General features: G+C 55.9%; 13 protein-coding genes, 2 tRNA genes and 2 pseudogenes. 4 read left to right on the forward strand and 13 right to left on the reverse strand.

Annotated elements, in window-relative coordinates; genetic code table 11:
* The 4 genes from PH5382_RS20095 to PH5382_RS20340 all read right to left on the reverse strand — a co-directional run.
* Positions 1-332, reverse strand: a 332-nt coding sequence (locus tag PH5382_RS20095) for an MAGE domain-containing protein (RefSeq protein ID WP_231751802.1), incomplete at its 3' end; no start/stop codon positions are given.
* Between the two features lie 254 nt (positions 333-586).
* Positions 587-660, reverse strand: a tRNA-Cys gene (locus PH5382_RS05395).
* A 97-nt stretch (positions 661-757) separates the two neighbouring features.
* The gene (locus PH5382_RS20350; RefSeq protein ID WP_082645569.1) at positions 758-1,063 is read right to left on the reverse strand and encodes a tyrosine-type recombinase/integrase; all 306 of its coding nucleotides are present in this window, start codon (positions 1,061-1,063) and stop codon (positions 758-760) included.
* A 378-nt stretch (positions 1,064-1,441) separates the two neighbouring features.
* Positions 1,442-1,888 carry a sirohydrochlorin chelatase gene (locus PH5382_RS20340; RefSeq protein WP_306341243.1) on the reverse strand — a complete coding sequence of 149 codons (447 nt, stop codon included), beginning with the start codon at positions 1,886-1,888 and terminating at the stop codon, positions 1,442-1,444.
* Positions 1,889-2,625: 737 nt separating this feature from the next.
* Between PH5382_RS20340 and PH5382_RS05405 the strand changes: the two genes are divergently transcribed.
* A tRNA-Gly gene (locus PH5382_RS05405) sits at positions 2,626-2,699 on the forward strand.
* 305 nt (positions 2,700-3,004) lie between these two features.
* On the opposite strand, the pseudogene PH5382_RS19390 reads toward PH5382_RS05405, so the two are convergent.
* The 7 genes and pseudogenes from PH5382_RS19390 to PH5382_RS19395 all read right to left on the reverse strand — a co-directional run bounded on the left by PH5382_RS19390 (position 3,005) and on the right by PH5382_RS19395 (position 9,569).
* Positions 3,005-4,033: pseudogene (locus PH5382_RS19390) on the reverse strand (IS5 family transposase).
* 110 nt (positions 4,034-4,143) lie between these two features.
* Positions 4,144-4,332, reverse strand: coding sequence for a cation-transporting P-type ATPase (locus PH5382_RS05415; RefSeq protein WP_058333350.1), 189 nt, complete (start codon positions 4,330-4,332; stop codon positions 4,144-4,146).
* Positions 4,333-4,352: 20 nt separating this feature from the next.
* Positions 4,353-5,285 (reverse strand): carbamate kinase, encoded by a 933-nt coding sequence (arcC, locus tag PH5382_RS05420; protein WP_058333351.1) that lies wholly within the window; start codon positions 5,283-5,285, stop codon positions 4,353-4,355.
* A 3-nt stretch (positions 5,286-5,288) separates the two neighbouring features.
* On the reverse strand, positions 5,289-6,287 hold the full coding sequence (locus PH5382_RS05425; RefSeq protein ID WP_058333352.1) for an ornithine carbamoyltransferase: 999 nt from the start codon (positions 6,285-6,287) through the stop codon (positions 5,289-5,291).
* Positions 6,288-6,309: 22 nt separating this feature from the next.
* Entirely contained in the window at positions 6,310-7,536 is a 1,227-nt protein-coding gene (locus PH5382_RS05430; RefSeq protein WP_058333353.1) for an arginine deiminase, read from the reverse strand.
* 70 nt (positions 7,537-7,606) lie between these two features.
* Positions 7,607-9,055 (reverse strand): YfcC family protein, encoded by a 1,449-nt coding sequence (locus PH5382_RS05435; RefSeq protein WP_058333354.1) that lies wholly within the window; start codon positions 9,053-9,055, stop codon positions 7,607-7,609.
* 141 nt (positions 9,056-9,196) lie between these two features.
* A pseudogene (locus PH5382_RS19395) lies at positions 9,197-9,569 on the reverse strand (transposase).
* 345 nt (positions 9,570-9,914) lie between these two features.
* Here PH5382_RS19395 and PH5382_RS05440 point away from each other — a divergent pair.
* The 3 genes from PH5382_RS05440 to PH5382_RS05450 all read left to right on the forward strand — a co-directional run bounded on the left by PH5382_RS05440 (position 9,915) and on the right by PH5382_RS05450 (position 14,851).
* Positions 9,915-11,714, forward strand: a complete 1,800-nt coding sequence (locus tag PH5382_RS05440; protein ID WP_058333626.1) for an ABC transporter transmembrane domain-containing protein — start codon at positions 9,915-9,917, stop codon at positions 11,712-11,714.
* Between the two features lie 168 nt (positions 11,715-11,882).
* On the forward strand, positions 11,883-13,778 hold the full coding sequence (locus PH5382_RS05445) for an acyl-CoA synthetase (protein WP_058333355.1): 1,896 nt from the start codon (positions 11,883-11,885) through the stop codon (positions 13,776-13,778).
* Positions 13,779-13,918: 140 nt separating this feature from the next.
* Positions 13,919-14,851, forward strand: a complete 933-nt coding sequence (locus tag PH5382_RS05450) for an alpha/beta hydrolase (protein WP_058333356.1) — start codon at positions 13,919-13,921, stop codon at positions 14,849-14,851.
* Between the two features lie 101 nt (positions 14,852-14,952).
* Here the strand turns inward: PH5382_RS05450 and PH5382_RS05455 are convergent, their stop codons facing one another.
* Together PH5382_RS05455 and PH5382_RS05460 are read right to left on the reverse strand one after the other, a co-directional pair.
* Entirely contained in the window at positions 14,953-15,789 is an 837-nt protein-coding gene (locus PH5382_RS05455; protein ID WP_058333357.1) for an alkaline phosphatase family protein, read from the reverse strand.
* 131 nt (positions 15,790-15,920) lie between these two features.
* Positions 15,921-17,162, reverse strand: coding sequence for a TsoY family (seleno)protein (locus PH5382_RS05460; protein WP_058333358.1), 1,242 nt, complete (start codon positions 17,160-17,162; stop codon positions 15,921-15,923).
* Between the last annotated feature and the right edge of the window lie 112 nt (positions 17,163-17,274).

Genomic DNA, 17,274 nt, shown 5'->3' on the forward strand with positions numbered 1-17,274 from the left:
GCTCTTGGCATACCCGTTACCGAGCCCGTAGGATAATTCCGTCCGGGGAAAGGGGAAGTCCCCTCAGAAACCGATTTGTGCAACAAAGCCCTCTCGCCCCAATCATGATCTGAAATCCCCGCGTCCACCTTGAATTTTTCGACATAGAGGCGAAACGCATCCGTTGACCGTTCCTTCAAGAGTTCTTCATGCCTCAGAACCTCAGCTTCGAGTGCATCAAGTGTCTCCTGCATAGGATCATTCAGGTTCAGCCGACCCAAGTAGTGTTCAAGTTGGCCTTCAAAGTACGCTTTGACCTTTGGTCTTAACTCTGCACGGTTCAGTTTGGCCAATTCTGTGTGCCCTTCGATTATTTACCACAAGATGCCAGATGCCTTGCCAAGTCACCAGCTTTGTGTGGGCAACGTGTTTTCAACGACAGTTTAAGCGTGTGTCTCTTTCGGCCCGGAATTGTAGGCAATGGCCAACGAAAGTAATATATACCGTGTCTAGAAGGGCTTAGGTAGGCTGACAACTTCATGGTTTGTGTTCCACTGTTGTGTCCCACTTGATAACCGTGAAGCTATGTCATTGATTTATAGGCACTTGGAGGCGAGTACCGGAATCGAACCGGTGTACACGGATTTGCAATCCGCTGCGTCACCACTCCGCCAACTCGCCTTTTTAATGACTTAGCTGTGGCGGGTGGTGTCCTGCCACACAGTCTGCCACACCTTCTATTTATGTTCCCTTTTGTTCGCAAGGGGCAAAGCGACAATTAATCTCGAAAGTCTTTCGATCGCAGGGCATGCACTCTTTGGCGAACTGTGCGGGTGTAATGCTGTACCATTTTGGCGCTCTGCCCGGTTACTGCAGCGATCGTTTCATCATCAGCGCCAGCTATGCAAAGCTCGGTCGCGGTGGTGTGGCGGAGCGCGTGAATATCATAGCCCACGGCTCCGATCTGCTTTCTGATTTTCATCACGGCGTCGGATGCGCCTCGGTATGACCAGGGACCGGTGGCAATGTGATTTGTCAGTATGAAAACGCTGCGTTTCTCCGTGGTTGCCAGTGCGGTGCTCAGGTGCGAGGTGAGGGGAACCTATAGGTCTTTCTTGGTCTTGTTCTGCCGCAGAACGATTCCGCCATCCTCGATATCGCCCCATTTCATTTTCAGGACGTCCGCAATCCGCTGGCCAGTCCCAATGTCCTAAGCCTGCCTTGCCCCATTAGAACTTAAAGCTGCTGCACCTTCGCGACACTCTCTTCGGGCTTGGGTCTTTTCATGGCCATCTCTGGTCCTTCTCTTCCCTAAAGATAAGAACGGTTCCTTTTAAAGGGGGAAGCTCAATCGCTTGAGCGTTGCCGCTCGAGTGATAGCACAGGTGTATCATTTGGATTTGAACAGGCCGGGATTGAGGCCTTGATGGGCAATTGTTTCGTCCAATCACCGGCGCCTTGATCAGTGGGGGTGTTCCAATGCCGTCTGAAGGGCGTGCGCCACAAGTCGGGGAACATTGGGGTTTGCGCCCAACACTGGCAGGGTTGTCCCGCGAAAGTCGGCTGTTGCGAGCGCGCTAGGGATATCATCGCGCACATGATCGCCTGTTTGTGCAAAAAATGGCAGGCACAAGCTGTTCTCCGGCAGATCTTGCGCAGCGGTTGAAAGGAAAGGAGCTTGTTCAACATAGCCGACAAGGACTGAAACCTCGGGGAGTGCTTTTTGCAGGTGGGCGGCAAAATCTTCCGTCGCTTCCGCAGCCTTGGGACCGCGCGCAGATCCGTGTGCTGCGAGCAGAAGGCGTGGCGGAGTTGTCAGGTTCCTAGCACCGTTTGCCAATATTCGACCGCGTATATCCTGTGCAGCCAGCGCCGGTAAGTGTGGGTCCAGTCCAAAGGGGATGGCCATCCGATAGGAGAACCCGGCTAGGCGTTTTGGCAGAACGGCGGTCGTAAACCAGCCTCTGGCCATGAAAAACGGATAGACCAAGGCCCCATCCTCCATCACCTTCTCCAGTTGACCTTCTTGTGCCAAAGTTGCCGAACGCAGGTCCCAGTCTGGTAGGAAAGCGGCAACCTGCGTGGTCAAATGTGCAAGTGAACGTTCAGGCTGCTCTGGCGCGGAGGGTTGACCATGGGCGGTAAGGACTGCGGTTTTTGGTGCTGGAACCGTCACGAAATCGGGACCTATCTTGGGGCTGTGGGTAGATGGCTAGGGGCAGGGGGCGGACAGGGGGGGGGCGGAACCCTTGGTGAAGCTCCGCTCTTTCAGGGGCCTTAGCAAGGCAACTGGTTTTGCTCAGTATGTTTTACCTAGTATACTATAACAGAATTAAGCCCAGTTACGTGGTTTCAGTCATCCAGTATTCCATTCCCGCGAAACCCTGGCCGGTTCGCCGTTCATTTTTGCACAGATGCGATTGTTTTAGAAAATACATCATGCTGACACGCCATTGCAAGGTAGGATGCAAATCAGGCTGCGCTTTCTATTGTCATGGCAGGTAAAGCAGGTCAACGACCATGCGATTTTTTCGGACTTTGCCGCGCGCAGACGTGTCGCTGCCAGGGCGGAGCAATTTTGAAATTTTCACCGGAGAAGGTGGTTGACCTTCGATCCTGCTTCCCATAATCACAGGCAATAGATGAGCGGGCGTTGTGTAGTGGTAAGACCTTAGCCTTCCAAGCTAATGACGCGGGTTCGATTCCCGCCGCCCGCTCCATTAGAGAACCCTCAGAACGCATCCCAAAACTCAATGTGCTTAGGCGTCAAACCTTTAAACCTACCGTGAATTGACTACTCTCACAAATTCCGCAACTGCCGGGCTTTGTGGTGGCGATTTTGGAGCGATTCAGTGCTCTGTTTTAGCGGGAAAAAGGCGAGATGGGAGACCATTGCGGCGGGCATCCAAGTAGACGAAAAGAACCGCTGCCATGGGAGTGGCGACTGACAACGACCTTAACCGTTGTGGCCGACTTTGTTGCACAAATCCGAAGAGGTCCGGACTTCCCCTATACCAGGACAGACTTACCCCACAGCCTCTATGACAGGGATGCCAAGAACGGTGTAGCGGTTGAGGACAGCGATGCGGGTTTCGATCTCTGCGACTTGCCGGTCGAAGTCCTTCGCCATGAGGCTCTGGCCCATCAGTTTCACGCAATGCATCCTTTGCCCGGCAGGGGTATGCGAAGCATGATCCCGAGAGGGTGGTCTCGACGCGGCTTCGACGGTGACATCCGCTCCATTTTCGCCATAAAGCGCGGCCCAGGTATCGCGATGCATTGACCGCTTCGTTACGGGCAATGCCTCCAGCGCTCGTGGGTTTCCAGGGTTCGGCGTTTTTGCGTGGTGGGATGACTGCCTGGGCATTGCGGGTGGCAATCGCGTCATGGCACTTGCGCGTGTCGTAGGCGCCATCAACGGTGACCGAGCCGATGTCCTGATCGTCTGGGATTTGGTTCAGCAACTCAGGTAACATGGATGCATCACCGACATTGCTGGTCGTGACCTCGACAGCTCGCACCTCAAGCGTTTCTTCGTCGATCCCTATATGTATCTTGCGCCAAACCCGGCGCTTGGGACCGCCATGCTTGCGGGCATACCACTCGCCTTCGCCCTCTGACTTGATGCCTGTGCTATCGATGAGCAGGTTCAGCGGGCCAAAGCCGCCACGATACGGCAGGTTCACGTTCAGCATTCTCTGGCGGCGGCACAGGGTGCTGAAGTCGGGAATCGCCCAGTCCAGATCGACGAGCCGCAGCAGGCTTTCAACGCCCCCGGTTGTTTGCCGCAGCGGCAAGCCGAACAGCACCTTCGACGTCAGACAGGCTTGGATTGCGGTGTCGCTGAAACGCTGCTGGCGGCCACGTTTTCCGGACGGTGGCTGGATCTAAATCGTGTCCGGATCAAACCAATCTTTCGGGACATCGCTACGCGATGCACTGCCGGTCAATGGATCGAGAGCGATCCTCGCTGCCTCAATGCATTATTGTAGGAAGACCAGTTCGTCGTCTTATAATTTGTAGGGGCCAACTGCTCATTTCTTCCAGCTATCATGCTGGTTTCTCACAGTGAAACCCCTCAGCCGATTTGTGCTACAAAGCCGCGCCAACCATCAAGATGATCAGCGGCTGGTTCTTGAACTGTTCTACAAACAACCAAAATGCCTACACCTGTTCCGCTTCAACCAGTTTGTTGCGCCCCACCTGGGCCAGTTTTTGCGCTGCCGATGTCCCGTCTAGGCCGGTCTCCAGATTGGTGTCCAACCGGGTGGCCATTTCATCGGCTGAGATCTCCCAGGCCGCATCGGTTTGGGTTTGGTCTGCAGAGGCTGAGCTGGGCGTTTTGTCCGACATTTCTAGGTCTTTCTTGCAGTTCAGTCGTGAAAAGAGATGCTTTTGGCGTTGGGATCAATAGTGGTGCCTTTTTCCCCGCGCAGGGCCGCAGGAATGTCTGCCAATGCACAGATTACCGCCTTTGCGCCTGTGGCACGGGCAAAGTCTTGCGCGGATTGCACCTTGGGGCCCATCGATCCTGCAGGGAATTCAAACTGATCCAGCGCGTCCGGTGAAGCAGATCTGATGCCGCGCTGTTTGGGAGTGTTCCAGTCAAGGAAAACCGCTTCTGCCTCGGTGGCGACTACAAACACATCCGCGTTGATTTCTTGTGCCAGCATTGACGAGCAATGGTCCTTGTCGATGACACATTCGACGCCCTCCAGCTTGCCGTCTTCGCTATATTTGGGGGGGATACCACCACCGCCGGCAGCGATAACCACCGATCCGTGATCCAAAAGCCAACGGATGGGGCGTACCTGAAAGATGCGTTTGGGGGCAGGGGAGGGCACCACGCGGCGCCATTTGTCGCCATCGGGTTTGATCGCCCAGCCCTTTTGCTGCGCATTCTCGCGCGCCTCGGATTCGGAATAGACCGGCCCGATGAATTTTGTGGGATCTGCAAAGGCGGGGTCTTTGGGATCAACTTCCACCATGGTGAGGATGGTGGAAAGCGGTTTTTCAACCGGCAATAGATTGCCCATCTCTTGTTCAATCATATAGCCGATCATGCCCATGGTTTCACCAACCAGCACATCCAACGGGTATTCTTCGACATCTGTATATGCCGCCTCTTGCAAAGCCAGAAGGCCCACCTGAGGCCCATTGCCATGGGTCACGACCAGGTCGTTGTCTTCAGCAAGAGGGGAGAGGACCGAAGCAGCAATGCGGATGTTTTCACGCTGGTTCTGCGCCGAGAGCTCTTGCCCGCGGCGCAGCAGCGCATTGCCCCCAAGGGCGACGACAATGCGCATGGCTCAGGCCCCCAATGTGGCGACCAGGATCGCCTTGATGGTGTGCATGCGGTTTTCAGCCTGTTCAAAGGCGATGTTCATCTCGCTTTCAAAGACCTCTTCGGTGACTTCCATTTCAGAGAGCCCGAATTTTTCTTGAATGTCTTGGCCGACGGCCGTCTCTGTGTTGTGGAACGCGGGGAGGCAGTGCATGAACTTCACGCCAGGATTGCCGGTGCGCTTCATCAAATCCATGTTGACCTGATAGGGGGAAAGAAGCGCGATACGTTCGGCCCAGACCTCTTTGGGTTCACCCATCGAGACCCAGACATCTGTGTGGATGAAATCGGCACCCTTAACCGCATCCAAGTCGTCTGTGATTGTGATGCGCGCACCGGATTTTTCGGCCCGTTCCATCGCCAATGCCCGGACGGCCTCTTCTGGCTGTGTGGCTTTGGGTGAAATCATCCGCACGTCACAGCCCATGATCGCTCCCAGCATCAAAAGCGAGTTGCCCATATTGGAATGGCAGTCGCCCGAATAGGCAAACACGATATCCCGGCGTGGTTTGTCGGCATGTTCCAGCATGGTCAGCATATCCGCCAGCATCTGGGTTGGGTGCCAATCGTCGGTCAAACCATTGTAAACAGGTACACCGGCATAGTCCGACAGCTCTTCAACCATGTCGTGGCCTGAGCCGCGAAACTCGATGGCATCAAACATCCGGCCCAATACTCGGGCAGTGTCCTTCATCGATTCCTTGTGACCAATCTGCGAGCCCGACGGGTCAAGGTAGGTGATATTGGCACCTTGATCGTAAGCCGCCACCTCAAAGGCGCAGCGAGTACGTGTCGAGGTTTTCTCAAAAATCAGACAGATATTTTTGCCGGTGAGCATTTGTTTCTCGGCGCCCGAGTATTTTGCGCGCTTCAGATCGCGGGCGAGATCGAGCATGAACAACATTTCGCGCTGGGAAAAATCAGCGATTTTTAGAAAACTACGGCTTTTGAGGTTAAACGCCATTTTGGCTTCTCCCTAATACAGATTAATAGACTGGATCACGTAGGATTGGACAGGTCATGCAGTGTCCGCCACCGCGACCGCGACCGAGCTCTTGCCCACTGATCTCGATGACTTCGACACCTGCAGCCCGCATTAGGCCGTTGGTATGAGTATTGCGGGCATATCCGACGACAACACCAGGCTCCAACGCGACAACGTTGTTGCCATCGTCCCACTGTTCCCGTTCTGCTTGGAATTCATTTCCACCTGTGCTGATTACGATCAGCTCGGACAGGTTCTGAACCTCTTTGTAGACATCAAAAATTGACCCCACATCTTTGCGCGTGTCGATCCCCCCCTTGCCGTCTGGGCGCAGTGAAAAACAGGTGATCTCGTTCGCCACTTCCAGGAAGGCGGTGACCTTATCTTGTTCTAAACAAGTGAAAACCGTGTCCAAATGCATGGCCGCACGCGATTTTGGCATCACACAGGCGACCACGCGTTCCGCGCCACCTTTGTCAAACAGCGATTGGGCAACCTGAGCAACAGCCTGACGTGTGGTGCGCTCTCCCATGCCAATGAAAACGGTTCCGTTGCCAATGGGCATGACATCACCACCTTCAATGGAGGCAGCTTGGAAATTGTCATCACTGTTGCCCCACCAGAATTCGAAGTCCGCGTTCTGGAACATCGGGTGGAAATTGTAGACTGCACGCTGAAACAGCGTTTCTGGACGACGGGCTGGCCAGTACATGGGGTTGCAAGTCACGCCACCGTAAATCCAACAAGAGGGATCTCGCTGAAACAAGGCGTTGGGTACAGCTGGCAAAACAAATTCACTGCCAGGCAACTCTGCTTTCATCAACTGGGTCAGCTCTCCGGCGGGGACGTCTGAGACAGTTATGCCCCCCATCAGCTGACGGGCCAGGGTCTTGCCGTCCATGTCGTTTATCCAAGGGCGCATTGCCTTGGCCATGCCGGGCCCCACAGAATTGGCTGTGATCAAACGGTCAAGCATAAAGCCGCGTGTGGCTTCAGTTTGATCAATGGCTTCTGCCAGAAGGTCCTGGATATCATAGACTTCCACGCCGCGACCAACCATCATCTGCACAAATTCTGCATGGTCTGCGCGGGCCTTTTCGACCCAAAGCACATCATCAAACAGCAGCTCTTCACAGTTCTTCGGGGTCAGGCGATCATGCGCCAGGGACGGGCGAGAGACCATGACCTTGCGCAGTTTTCCCACTTCCGAATGCACACCAAATTGCATCGATTTCTCCAGTTTAAACAGGGATGGCCACAGTGCAGCCATCGAGTTTTTTAATAGAGGGCGTTCGAAATCAGCCGAGCGCCGCGCCGAGGCTGAGGGCAACAATGATGATGCCAGCCAAGATGAACAGCAGAGGCGCGACAAATCGCAACCAACGGTCATACGAGACCCGCCCAATAGCCAGACCTCCCATCACCACAGCAAAGGTTGGGTTGAACAGATTCACCAAACCATTGGCGGATTGATAGGCGGTCACCACCAAATCGCGTCCAACGCCTGCGAAATCAGCCATTGGTGCCATGATTGGCATGGTCAATGTCGCCAATCCTGAAGAGGAAGGAACCAGAAAGGACATCAAAATCTGAATGCCAAACATCACGTTGATGAACATGAACTCGGTGAGCCCTGAAACATAGCCCTCGGCCCCCGCCAGGATCGTATCCGTGATTTTCCCGGCGTCCATGATGACCACAACGCCGCGGGCCACGCCAATGATCAGAGCCACGCCTAATAGGTCGCGGGCGCCTTCGACAAAGGTCTCTACAAAGGTGTGCTCATCCATGCGGGAACTGGCATCAAATTTTCCAACCCACCAGACCACGATGGACATCACCAGAAAGAGGCCCGCCATTTCCCCCATCCACCATTCCAGGGCGACAACTCCGTAGATCATCACCACAAAGGTCAGGCCAAACAGCGCCAGAATGAGGGAGCGCACCGTGGTAAACTGGGGGAAGCCGTCCTGCCCCTCACTGCCTTTGAGAAAATGGGCGCGATTGTCTTCGGCCTGGTCCGCCACAAGCGAGGCCGCCGGATCAGCCTTCACTCGTTTGGCGTAGCGCATCACAAAGCCAATGCCCGCCGCCAGACAGCCTGCAAGAATGACAAAGCGCAGGGCAATGCCGGAAGTAAAAGGGATGCCTGCGCCTTGGGAGGCGACCACTGTCGCAAATGCGTTGAAGGTGGAACCCAGAGTGCCGATACCGGCACCGAGCATAATGACCGCAACTCCGGTTAGGGAGTCATAGCCGGCGCGGACAAATACCGGAATGATCAGCGCATAAAAGGCCAGAGTTTCCTCGGCCATTCCGTAGCTGGTTCCGCCAAAAGCAAAGGCAATCATCAGGATCGGGATCAGCATGATCTCACGTCCCTGCAATTTCTGCAAAAGCCAACCGATACCGGCATTGATCGCACCTGTTTTTGTCAGGACCATCAAAAAGCCGCCAATGATCAAAACAAACAGCGCTACGTCGATAGCAGCACTGGAGGATGAGCCCAAAAGACCTGGATCGTACATCCCGGCAATGGGCGCCAAAATAACGGCGGTGAGGCCCTGAGGGCTTGCTTCAACTTGGTGGTATGTTCCTGGGATTGGGGCTTCACTCCCCAAGGCCTCGTTCATCTCACGTTGGTATTCGCCTGCAGGGACGATCCAGGTGAGAACGGCGACAACAGCGATCAGAATAAACAAGATGGTAAAGGCGGTTGGGAATTTGATCTTCGAGAAATCAGACATAATGCGGTGCTTTCATGCTGTACTAGAAATGAAATAAGCGAGCCGATTCGGAGTTTACCTGTCTATTTCCAGACTTGGTTACATGTTGAATTTTTGCAAGACGTTCTAGGTTCAGGTCTCATAGCCAGTAAGTGACGATTGTCACGAGGGTGCCACGAGGGCGATTGCGGACAAGAAGACCTTGGGACAGTGGTCATAACGGGTTGCAACACGCCGCCAGTCTTTCAATCGACCAAATATGATCTCAATCCGGTTGCGGCGTTTGTAGCAGCGCTTGTCGTATTTGACGGTGGTCTTGCGTTGCTTTCGGTCTGGGGTGCACGGGCGTATCCCTTTGCCTTTCAAAGATTTTTCTGAATCAGTCCGCGTCACACCCCCTTAAGTCTATGCGATTGATAAAGATAATCCCGGAAAGGACACATCGGCCGTCCACACGAGGCTTGCTGTGGGGTTTGGGAAAGTGGGGCTCAAGTCGCGGCATCTGCGCGTCGGGTAACCAGATTAGATCTGTCATGTTCACCGCTCGGTTTTCGAGCCGTGAAACACGCCGCCCTGTGGAAATCAATGGGTTCTGAGCCTAGCGTGCGTTTTTGACTGGCGCATCATTCATTGCAGGGCGGGATTGCAGCGTTGCATTGCGAATTGGAACCTCAGTGTTGCCTTATTCGAATTCATGTCTGGCGGCAAAGGAGCTGCGGCCGAAACTGGCTGCAAGACGGGACACGAAACGGGGCTGGCGGGCGATTTGCCCCACCCACTGGATCGGGTCGTGCTTGACCTGCAGGGCCTGCGGGGCCATGAACCTTTCTGGACCGTGCGGGTATCATCGCCCGCGAAGGAAACAGCAAAAGGAACCGGTATGGCGCGCAATCAGGCAGCTCCGACAACGGAAGAAGAGCGGGAAAGCTCGCGTAAAATCGGTGTACTTGGGGCGCTCTGGCCCTTTATGCGCCCCTATCGGGTTCTGATGTTCGCCGCGACCTGTGCGCTAGTGCTGACAGCAGGGCTGTCCCTGACCCTGCCATTGGCCGTGCGACGTGTCGTGGATAACTTCCGGATCTCTGAAAACGCTCTTCTCAACCAGTATTTCATCGCGGCGCTAGCCATCGCAGCCCTTCTCGCGGTTGGCACTGGCCTGCGCTATGCGCTAGTCACGCGGCTGGGCGAGCGTGTGGTGTCAGATATCCGCAAGGCGGTTTTTGATCGCGTCATCGGCATGAGTCCGGCGTTCTTTGAGAAAATCATGACCGGTGAGGTGCTGAGCCGGATCACCACCGATACCACGCTGATCCAGTCGGTTCTGGGCTCGTCTGTGTCGATTGCGTTGCGCAACTTGCTGATCTTCCTTGGCGGCATGGTGCTGATGCTGCTGACCTCGGCCAAGCTCACTGGGCTGGTGCTACTGATCGTACCGGCCGTGATTGTGCCAATCCTGGTTCTAGGGCGGCGCCTGCGGGTCATCAGCCGTGAAAACCAGGACTGGATCGCGGCTTCGTCCGGCAATGCCGGTGAAGCGCTGGGGGCGGTCCAAACGGTGCAAGCCTTTACCCATGAGGCCGCCAGTCGCGCACAATTCGCCCAGATGACGGAGACGGCCTTTGATGTCTCAGTCAAGCGCATCAAAACACGCGCCTACCTGACTGTGATTGTTATCTTTTTGGTGTTCTCGGGCATTGTTGGCGTGCTTTGGATGGGGGCGATAGATGTCCGCGCCGGTCATATGAGTGAAGGCACGCTGATCCAGTTTGTGATCTATGCGGTGCTGGTTGCCGGATCGGTTGCTGCGCTATCGGAAATCTGGAGCGAGCTGCAGCGTGCAGCTGGCGCGACCGAGCGTCTGATCGAGCTGTTGAATGCGACCGATACGGTCAAGGATCCCCAAGGGGCCCAAACGTTGTCGAGCCCTGTGAAAGGCGAGATCAGCTTTGACGCGGTCTCTTTTGCCTATCCGTCGCGACCAGGTGTGCAAGCACTTGATGGGGTCTCGCTGACTGTGAAGCCCGGTGAAACCGTGGCCTTTGTCGGGCCGTCCGGGGCGGGAAAAACTACCATCATTCAGATGATCCAGCGGTTTTACGACCCCGACACGGGGGCTGTGCGCCTCGATGGTATTGCCTTGCCAGACCTGCAGCGCGATCATTTCCGCAAGCATATCGCGCTGGTACCACAAGACCCGATCATTTTTGCCGCCTCAGCGCGGGAAAACATCCGCTTTGGCCGACCAGATGCCACGGACGCAGAGGTCGAAGCCGCCGCCGCCGCCGCCGCTGCACATGATTTCATCAGTGCGCTGCCAGAAGGCTATGACAGCTTTGTTGGCGAACGCGGCGTGATGCTGTCTGGTGGGCAAAAGCAGCGGATTGCAATTGCCCGTGCGATCCTGCGCGATGCTCCGGTGCTGTTGCTGGACGAGGCGACCTCGGCGCTGGACGCGGAAAGCGAACGCTTGGTTCAGGCCGCCGTAGACGAGCTGAGCCAGAGCCGCACGACATTAATCGTGGCGCACCGTCTGGCAACGGTGAAAAAGGCAGACCGTATCGTGGTGATGGAAGAGGGACGGGTGGTTGCCACAGGCACCCATGATGACCTGGTCGCCGAAGGTGGTCTCTATGCGCGATTGGCGCGGCTGCAATTCACGGATGGTCTGGCGGCTGAATAGCCGACCGTCGAGCGGTTGCCCACGGGGCAGCCGCTCGTTTCGCAGCGTCATATTCTGACCTTGCCTTGACGTGATCCCGACCATGCGCTTGCACGTTTTCTGTTTTGCACCCAAATTGAGCGCTAAGTGATCAACCCGGCGCTGGACCGGGATTAGGGGAGGAATGGAATGGCATTTGCCACGGTAGAAGACTGCATCGCGATGGAACAGGAAGCCAGTTGGGAGGAACGGGACAACCCGGTCACGCTTTACCAGCTATTGTCGCGCACCACGGCGAAGTTTCCCAACAACAATGCGGTCAGCTATCAGATCTTTTCCGGACCGACCGACAAGGCGGAAACCCTGACCTGGAGCCAGCTCAAGGATCAGGTCACCCAGGCCGCCAATATGCTGCGCGAAATGGGCATCGGTGAAAAGGACGTGGTGGCCTATGTGCTGCCCAACTGTAACGAGACCTTGGTGACAATGCTGGCCGGTGCCGTGGCGGGGATCGTCAACCCGATCAACCCGCTGCTGGAACCTGAACAGATCGCCTCGATCCTGCGCGAGACCAAGGCAAAGGTTGTTGTCACCCTGAAGCCTTTCCCAAAGACGGATGTGGCGCAAAAGGTAGCTGAAGCGGTTCGCCATGCACCTGGGGTGAATACAGTTCTTGAGGTCGATCTCAATCGCTACCTGACGCCGCCGAAATCCTGGATTGTACCGCTTGTACGGCCCAAGCTGGAAAACAAAGACAAAGTGGCACATGCGGATTACAAATCTTTCCGCCGCGAAATGCTGAAACAACCCAAAACGCTGAGCTTTGCTGATAGCACCTGTGATCGGGTCGCCTGCTACTTCCACACGGGCGGCACCACCGGTATGCCAAAGGTTGCCCAGCACAAATATTCCGGCCTGATCTACAACGGCTGGATCGGCAACACACTGCTGTTCACCGAAAACGACAATATCATGTGCCCGCTGCCATTGTTCCATGTCTTTGCCTGTCATGTGATCATGATGGCTTCGCTGACATCCGGCGCTCATGTGGTTTTCCCGACACCGCAGGGCTATCGCGGTGATGGTGTGTTTGACAACTTCTGGAAGCTGATCGAACGCTGGAAAATCTCGTTTATCATCACAGTCCCCACCGCGATCTCGGCCAAGATGCAGCGTCCGGTGGATGCGGATATTTCGACCGTGAAGACCGCGTTTTCGGGTTCCGCCCCACTGCCGGTTGAACTGTACCGCCGGTTTGAACAGGCCACCGGGATCAATATCATCGAGGGCTACGGCCTGACCGAAGCGACCTGTCTTGTGTCCTGCAATCCGGTAGACGGTGAAAAGAAGATCGGATCCATCGGCATCACCTTCCCCTATACGGATGTAAAAATCGTCAAAGGAACGGCAGATGGGCTGGTGGAGTGCGGCACCGATGAGGTCGGTGAGATCTGCATCTCCAACCCGGGCGTTTATGCCGGCAACACCTATACCGAGGCTGATAAAAACGTCGATCTGTACTACAAGGATGAATATCTGCGCACCGGCGATCTGGGGCGTTTCGATAGCGACAGCTACCTGTGGATCACCGGGCGGGCCAAGGATCTGATCATTCGCGGCGGTCATAATATCGACCCCGCCGATATCGAAGAGGCGCTTTTGGGCCATGAAGCCGTCGCCTTTGCCGGAGCTATTGGTCAGCCTGATGCCCATGCTGGTGAATTGCCCTGCGCTTTTGTAGAACTAGTGGACGGGGCCACGGCCACAGCGGATGAGCTGTTGGAATACTGCAAAATTCATGTGCATGAGCGCGCCGCGATTCCAAAGCATCTGACAGTGCTGGATGAGCTGCCCAAAACTGCTGTCGGCAAGGTTTTTAAGCCGGATCTGCGCAAACAGGCAATCACGCGCATCTACAACGAAGCACTGCTGAAAGCTGCTTCGCCTGCACGGGTCGAGGCGGTGATTGATGACAAGAAACGCGGTCTGGTTGCCCAGGTAGAGGCCAATGGGGCCAAGGATGCCGATATTTCCAGCGCGCTCGGTGCCTATACCCGCCCCTGGGAGCACATGCCGACTGCCTGACATTTCGGGCAGATCTGACAAACCTCGATGAGACAACAAAAGCGCCTCAGGGATGAGGCGCTTTTTGTGTTTTTGCCATTCCCTCGACCCCAAAGGCTGGCCTAGGCTAGGCGGCAACAACAGGACGATGAGGGTGCGCCATGGACTATGAACGGCTGATCGATGAAGAAACCTGGGCCTTCATCCGCAAGACCGGCGAATGCTACCCCGAAGACGCGGTAGCGCTGACCATTGCCGAACAGCGCGCGGTCTACAACGAAATGGCGCAGGAGTTTCGTGCCCCACGCCCCGGTATGGTGCGTACAGAAGATAGAGCGGCCAATGGTGTTCCTATACGGATCTATTCCGCAGGGGATCCGACCCGAACCGTCCTGTTCTGTCACGGCGGTGGTTTTGTCGTCGGCGGGCTAGAGAGCCATGATGATGTCTGTGCCGAGATCTGCGCCCAGACCGGCTATCGCGTGGTGGCGGTCGACTACCGTCTGGCACCGGAGCATCAGCACCCGGCGATGTTTGACGACGCCTGGTCCGTGCTGTCCTGGGTGCTGGATCGGTTCGAAGATGATGTTGTGTTTCTGGGCGATAGTGCCGGTGCCAATCTCTGTGCGGCCCTGGCCCATGCGGTGCGAGCGGATAGCGAAATGGCTGCACGTATTCTCGGGCAGGTTCTGATCTATGGCGCTTTTGGCGGTGACATCAATGCGGGGTCCTATATCGAACATGCGCAGGCTCCGATGCTGACCCGCGATGAAATCCTGTTCTACATGGATATTCGCAAACCGGGTGGCCTGACAGAGCCGGACCCGACCTATGCTCCGCTACAGGACGATGACTTCACCGGTCTGCCACCCACGGTTCTGATTTCAGCCGATTGTGACCCGGTGCGTGACGACAGTCGCGACTACCGTGATCGCGTGGTCGCCGCTGGAGGGCGCGCGCATTGGATCAACGAGCCGGGGCTGGTGCATGGTTATCTGCGTGCACGCCATTCGGTGGTCCGTGCCCGGGACAGTTTCGAACGTATCTCGGTTGCCGTAGAGGGGCTGGGCCAGGGGGTTTGGCCCTACGACTAACAATGCCATGCCCTGCAGGCGCTGTATAAAGCCTGCAAGGCATGGCGCTATTTGGCTGTCAGCGCCCCCAAGATCCTGTGATCTGTGGCCGCTGACCACAATCACTTCAAAAATGGCTTTGCCTTCATGGTGTCAGCTATTGGCGCACCGAGACGGCTGAGAATGGTCGGCGCGAGTTGGCGCTGATCGATGACATCATCCTGAGCCGGGCCTTCGGCCTCACCAAAGTAGTAGAGCGCGGTTTCCTGCTGCAGTGCGCCGCGTCCGCCGTGATGGCCGCGCTCGTCCTGTCCGTGATCCGCCGTGACGATGACCTCATAGCCCAACTGCCGCCATTTGGTGATGAAGGGGGCAAGCATTTCATCCATTACAAAGCAGGCGTGATCCATCTGCTGGCAGTCGTGAAAGAACCGATGCCCCATGCTGTCCAGCGTACAGGTGTGCAGCATGCCGTAATCCAGTCCAAAGCGCAGGCACAGGTTGGTCAGGGTGCCAAACAGGTCCACATCCGAAGGCGTCATCTGGTTGTCATGCCCATAGCCGGTCATCGAATGAAAGCGGCCATGGTTGATGGTTGTGCTTTCCGGTTCATCATATTCTATGTCGCGTACATAGTCGAAGGGATGACGGTTGAAGAACTGCGACCAGAAGCTATGCGCCACCGCACCGGTGGTGCCACCGGCTTCGCGAACTTGGCTGAAAACATCCTTGTGGCCTAGCTTGAAAACATTGCCATTGCCAGTGCAGCCATGTTCAGCTGGGGCGACACCTGTGTGGATCGAGGCATAGCAGCTGGCTGAGATCGATGGCAGCACAGCACGCAGTTTCCAGACGCGGGCGTCACCACTATCGACCCAGCCTTCCAGATTGCCAAACAGACGGCGGAAGTTGCGATAAGGCACCCCGTCCAGAATGATGAGAAGCAATTTATTGTCCATGACCCGAATCCTTTTATCCCTTTGGGCTCTTTGACCTCATCATTGCGACAGAAACTTGAATTGCCATTCAAAAAACGGACGGCGATGTCGCCATCCGTCACTTTTTTCGGTTTCGTCAGCTTAGCCCGGGGTCATTCTGCTGGAACGGCTGCTCTCGCAACGGGGTTGGCTTTGAAATGCTGGCGGTTGAGACGTAGCACCAAGACAATCATCGCCCATTGGAACGCCAGTGCCAGGGCCGTGAGGGCCCAATAGGCGAGGCTGAATTTGTCGATGACATGGGCGCCAGCCAGACCTTTGTTGATAAAGAAGTGCAGCATCACCGACAGAGCCACACCGGGGCAGATCAGCGCGTAGGAGCCGGGAGAAAGCTTGTCCCCAAAAACAAAGTCCGAGAAGTATTTCTGCCGCGACATCACCAGAAGGCCCAGCAGAGAGAAGACGATCTGGATCGTGAGGATCCGCGCCAGCAGGATCAGGGTTTCGGCAGGGGCTCCATGGACATCAAATGCAGCATGCAGCCCATGGTTCTGGCGCAGCATCATGATACCCAACACGGTGAGCAAGGGAACAATCACCATTAGGGTAGGGCCGGCCTCGCGGGCGGTGCCATGCATCAGCATAGAGGAAAAGGCCGTCACCGAGGCATAGGCGGCATAAAGCATGGCAGTGACGCCAAAGAAGGTGGAAAGCACCAATGATACGCCAACAACAACGGTGTTGCCACTCATGGCAGCCGGGGCCGACAGACCCACGGCAACCATCGACAGGGCAAAGGCGGGCAGCAGCTGGGCAAAGGAGTTATGCGCCGTCATGTCAAACGCGCCACCCTCAGCGAGAACCCGGCCCAGGAAATGTCCGATCAGGCGAAAAGCCCAAAGACCAACCAGGACAAAGGCGACCATGGCAGCCGGAAAGAGGTATTCTACAATGCTCCAAAGCTGTGGGACAAAGACCAGACCGACAATGAAGCCGCCGTTGATTGTCATCGCGGTGGCCAGCGGCGCGGCCAGCAGGGTGGTCTCACCATTGGTCTTGCGCAACGCAGTATAGCCCTCGGTCTGTTTGAAACGTGACAGGGCTGCAAAGTTCCACAAAAGCATCTTCACGTTCAGGAAGACAAAAAAGGCGATGCCAAGCATGGCCGTGGCGATGGCCAGTTTCAACGCAGGGTTGCCTGACCCAAAGGCTGCCATCAGATCCTCAAAGACGGGAACGGGCTGATTGGGATGTGGGACCCAGAACATGAGATACATAAAAAAGGTAACCGCCAGCCCGCCTGCACCCAGTGATGCAAGGAAATAAAGCGGAGAGTAATGCTGTACGGCTGCCGGTTGGACCGATGATTGGGAAGTGGTGCGAAGCGTAGACATGGGGCATCCCCTTTACATGTACCAGAAAGTAACATTCCAATTGTGGAATATGATACCTGCTAACTGTGGAATGTATAGGTCCAAAACGACGCAGGCCCGCGCGAAATGCGCG

The organism is Phaeobacter sp. CECT 5382 (assembly GCF_001457775.1).
GTDB lineage: Bacteria > Pseudomonadota > Alphaproteobacteria > Rhodobacterales > Rhodobacteraceae > Pseudophaeobacter.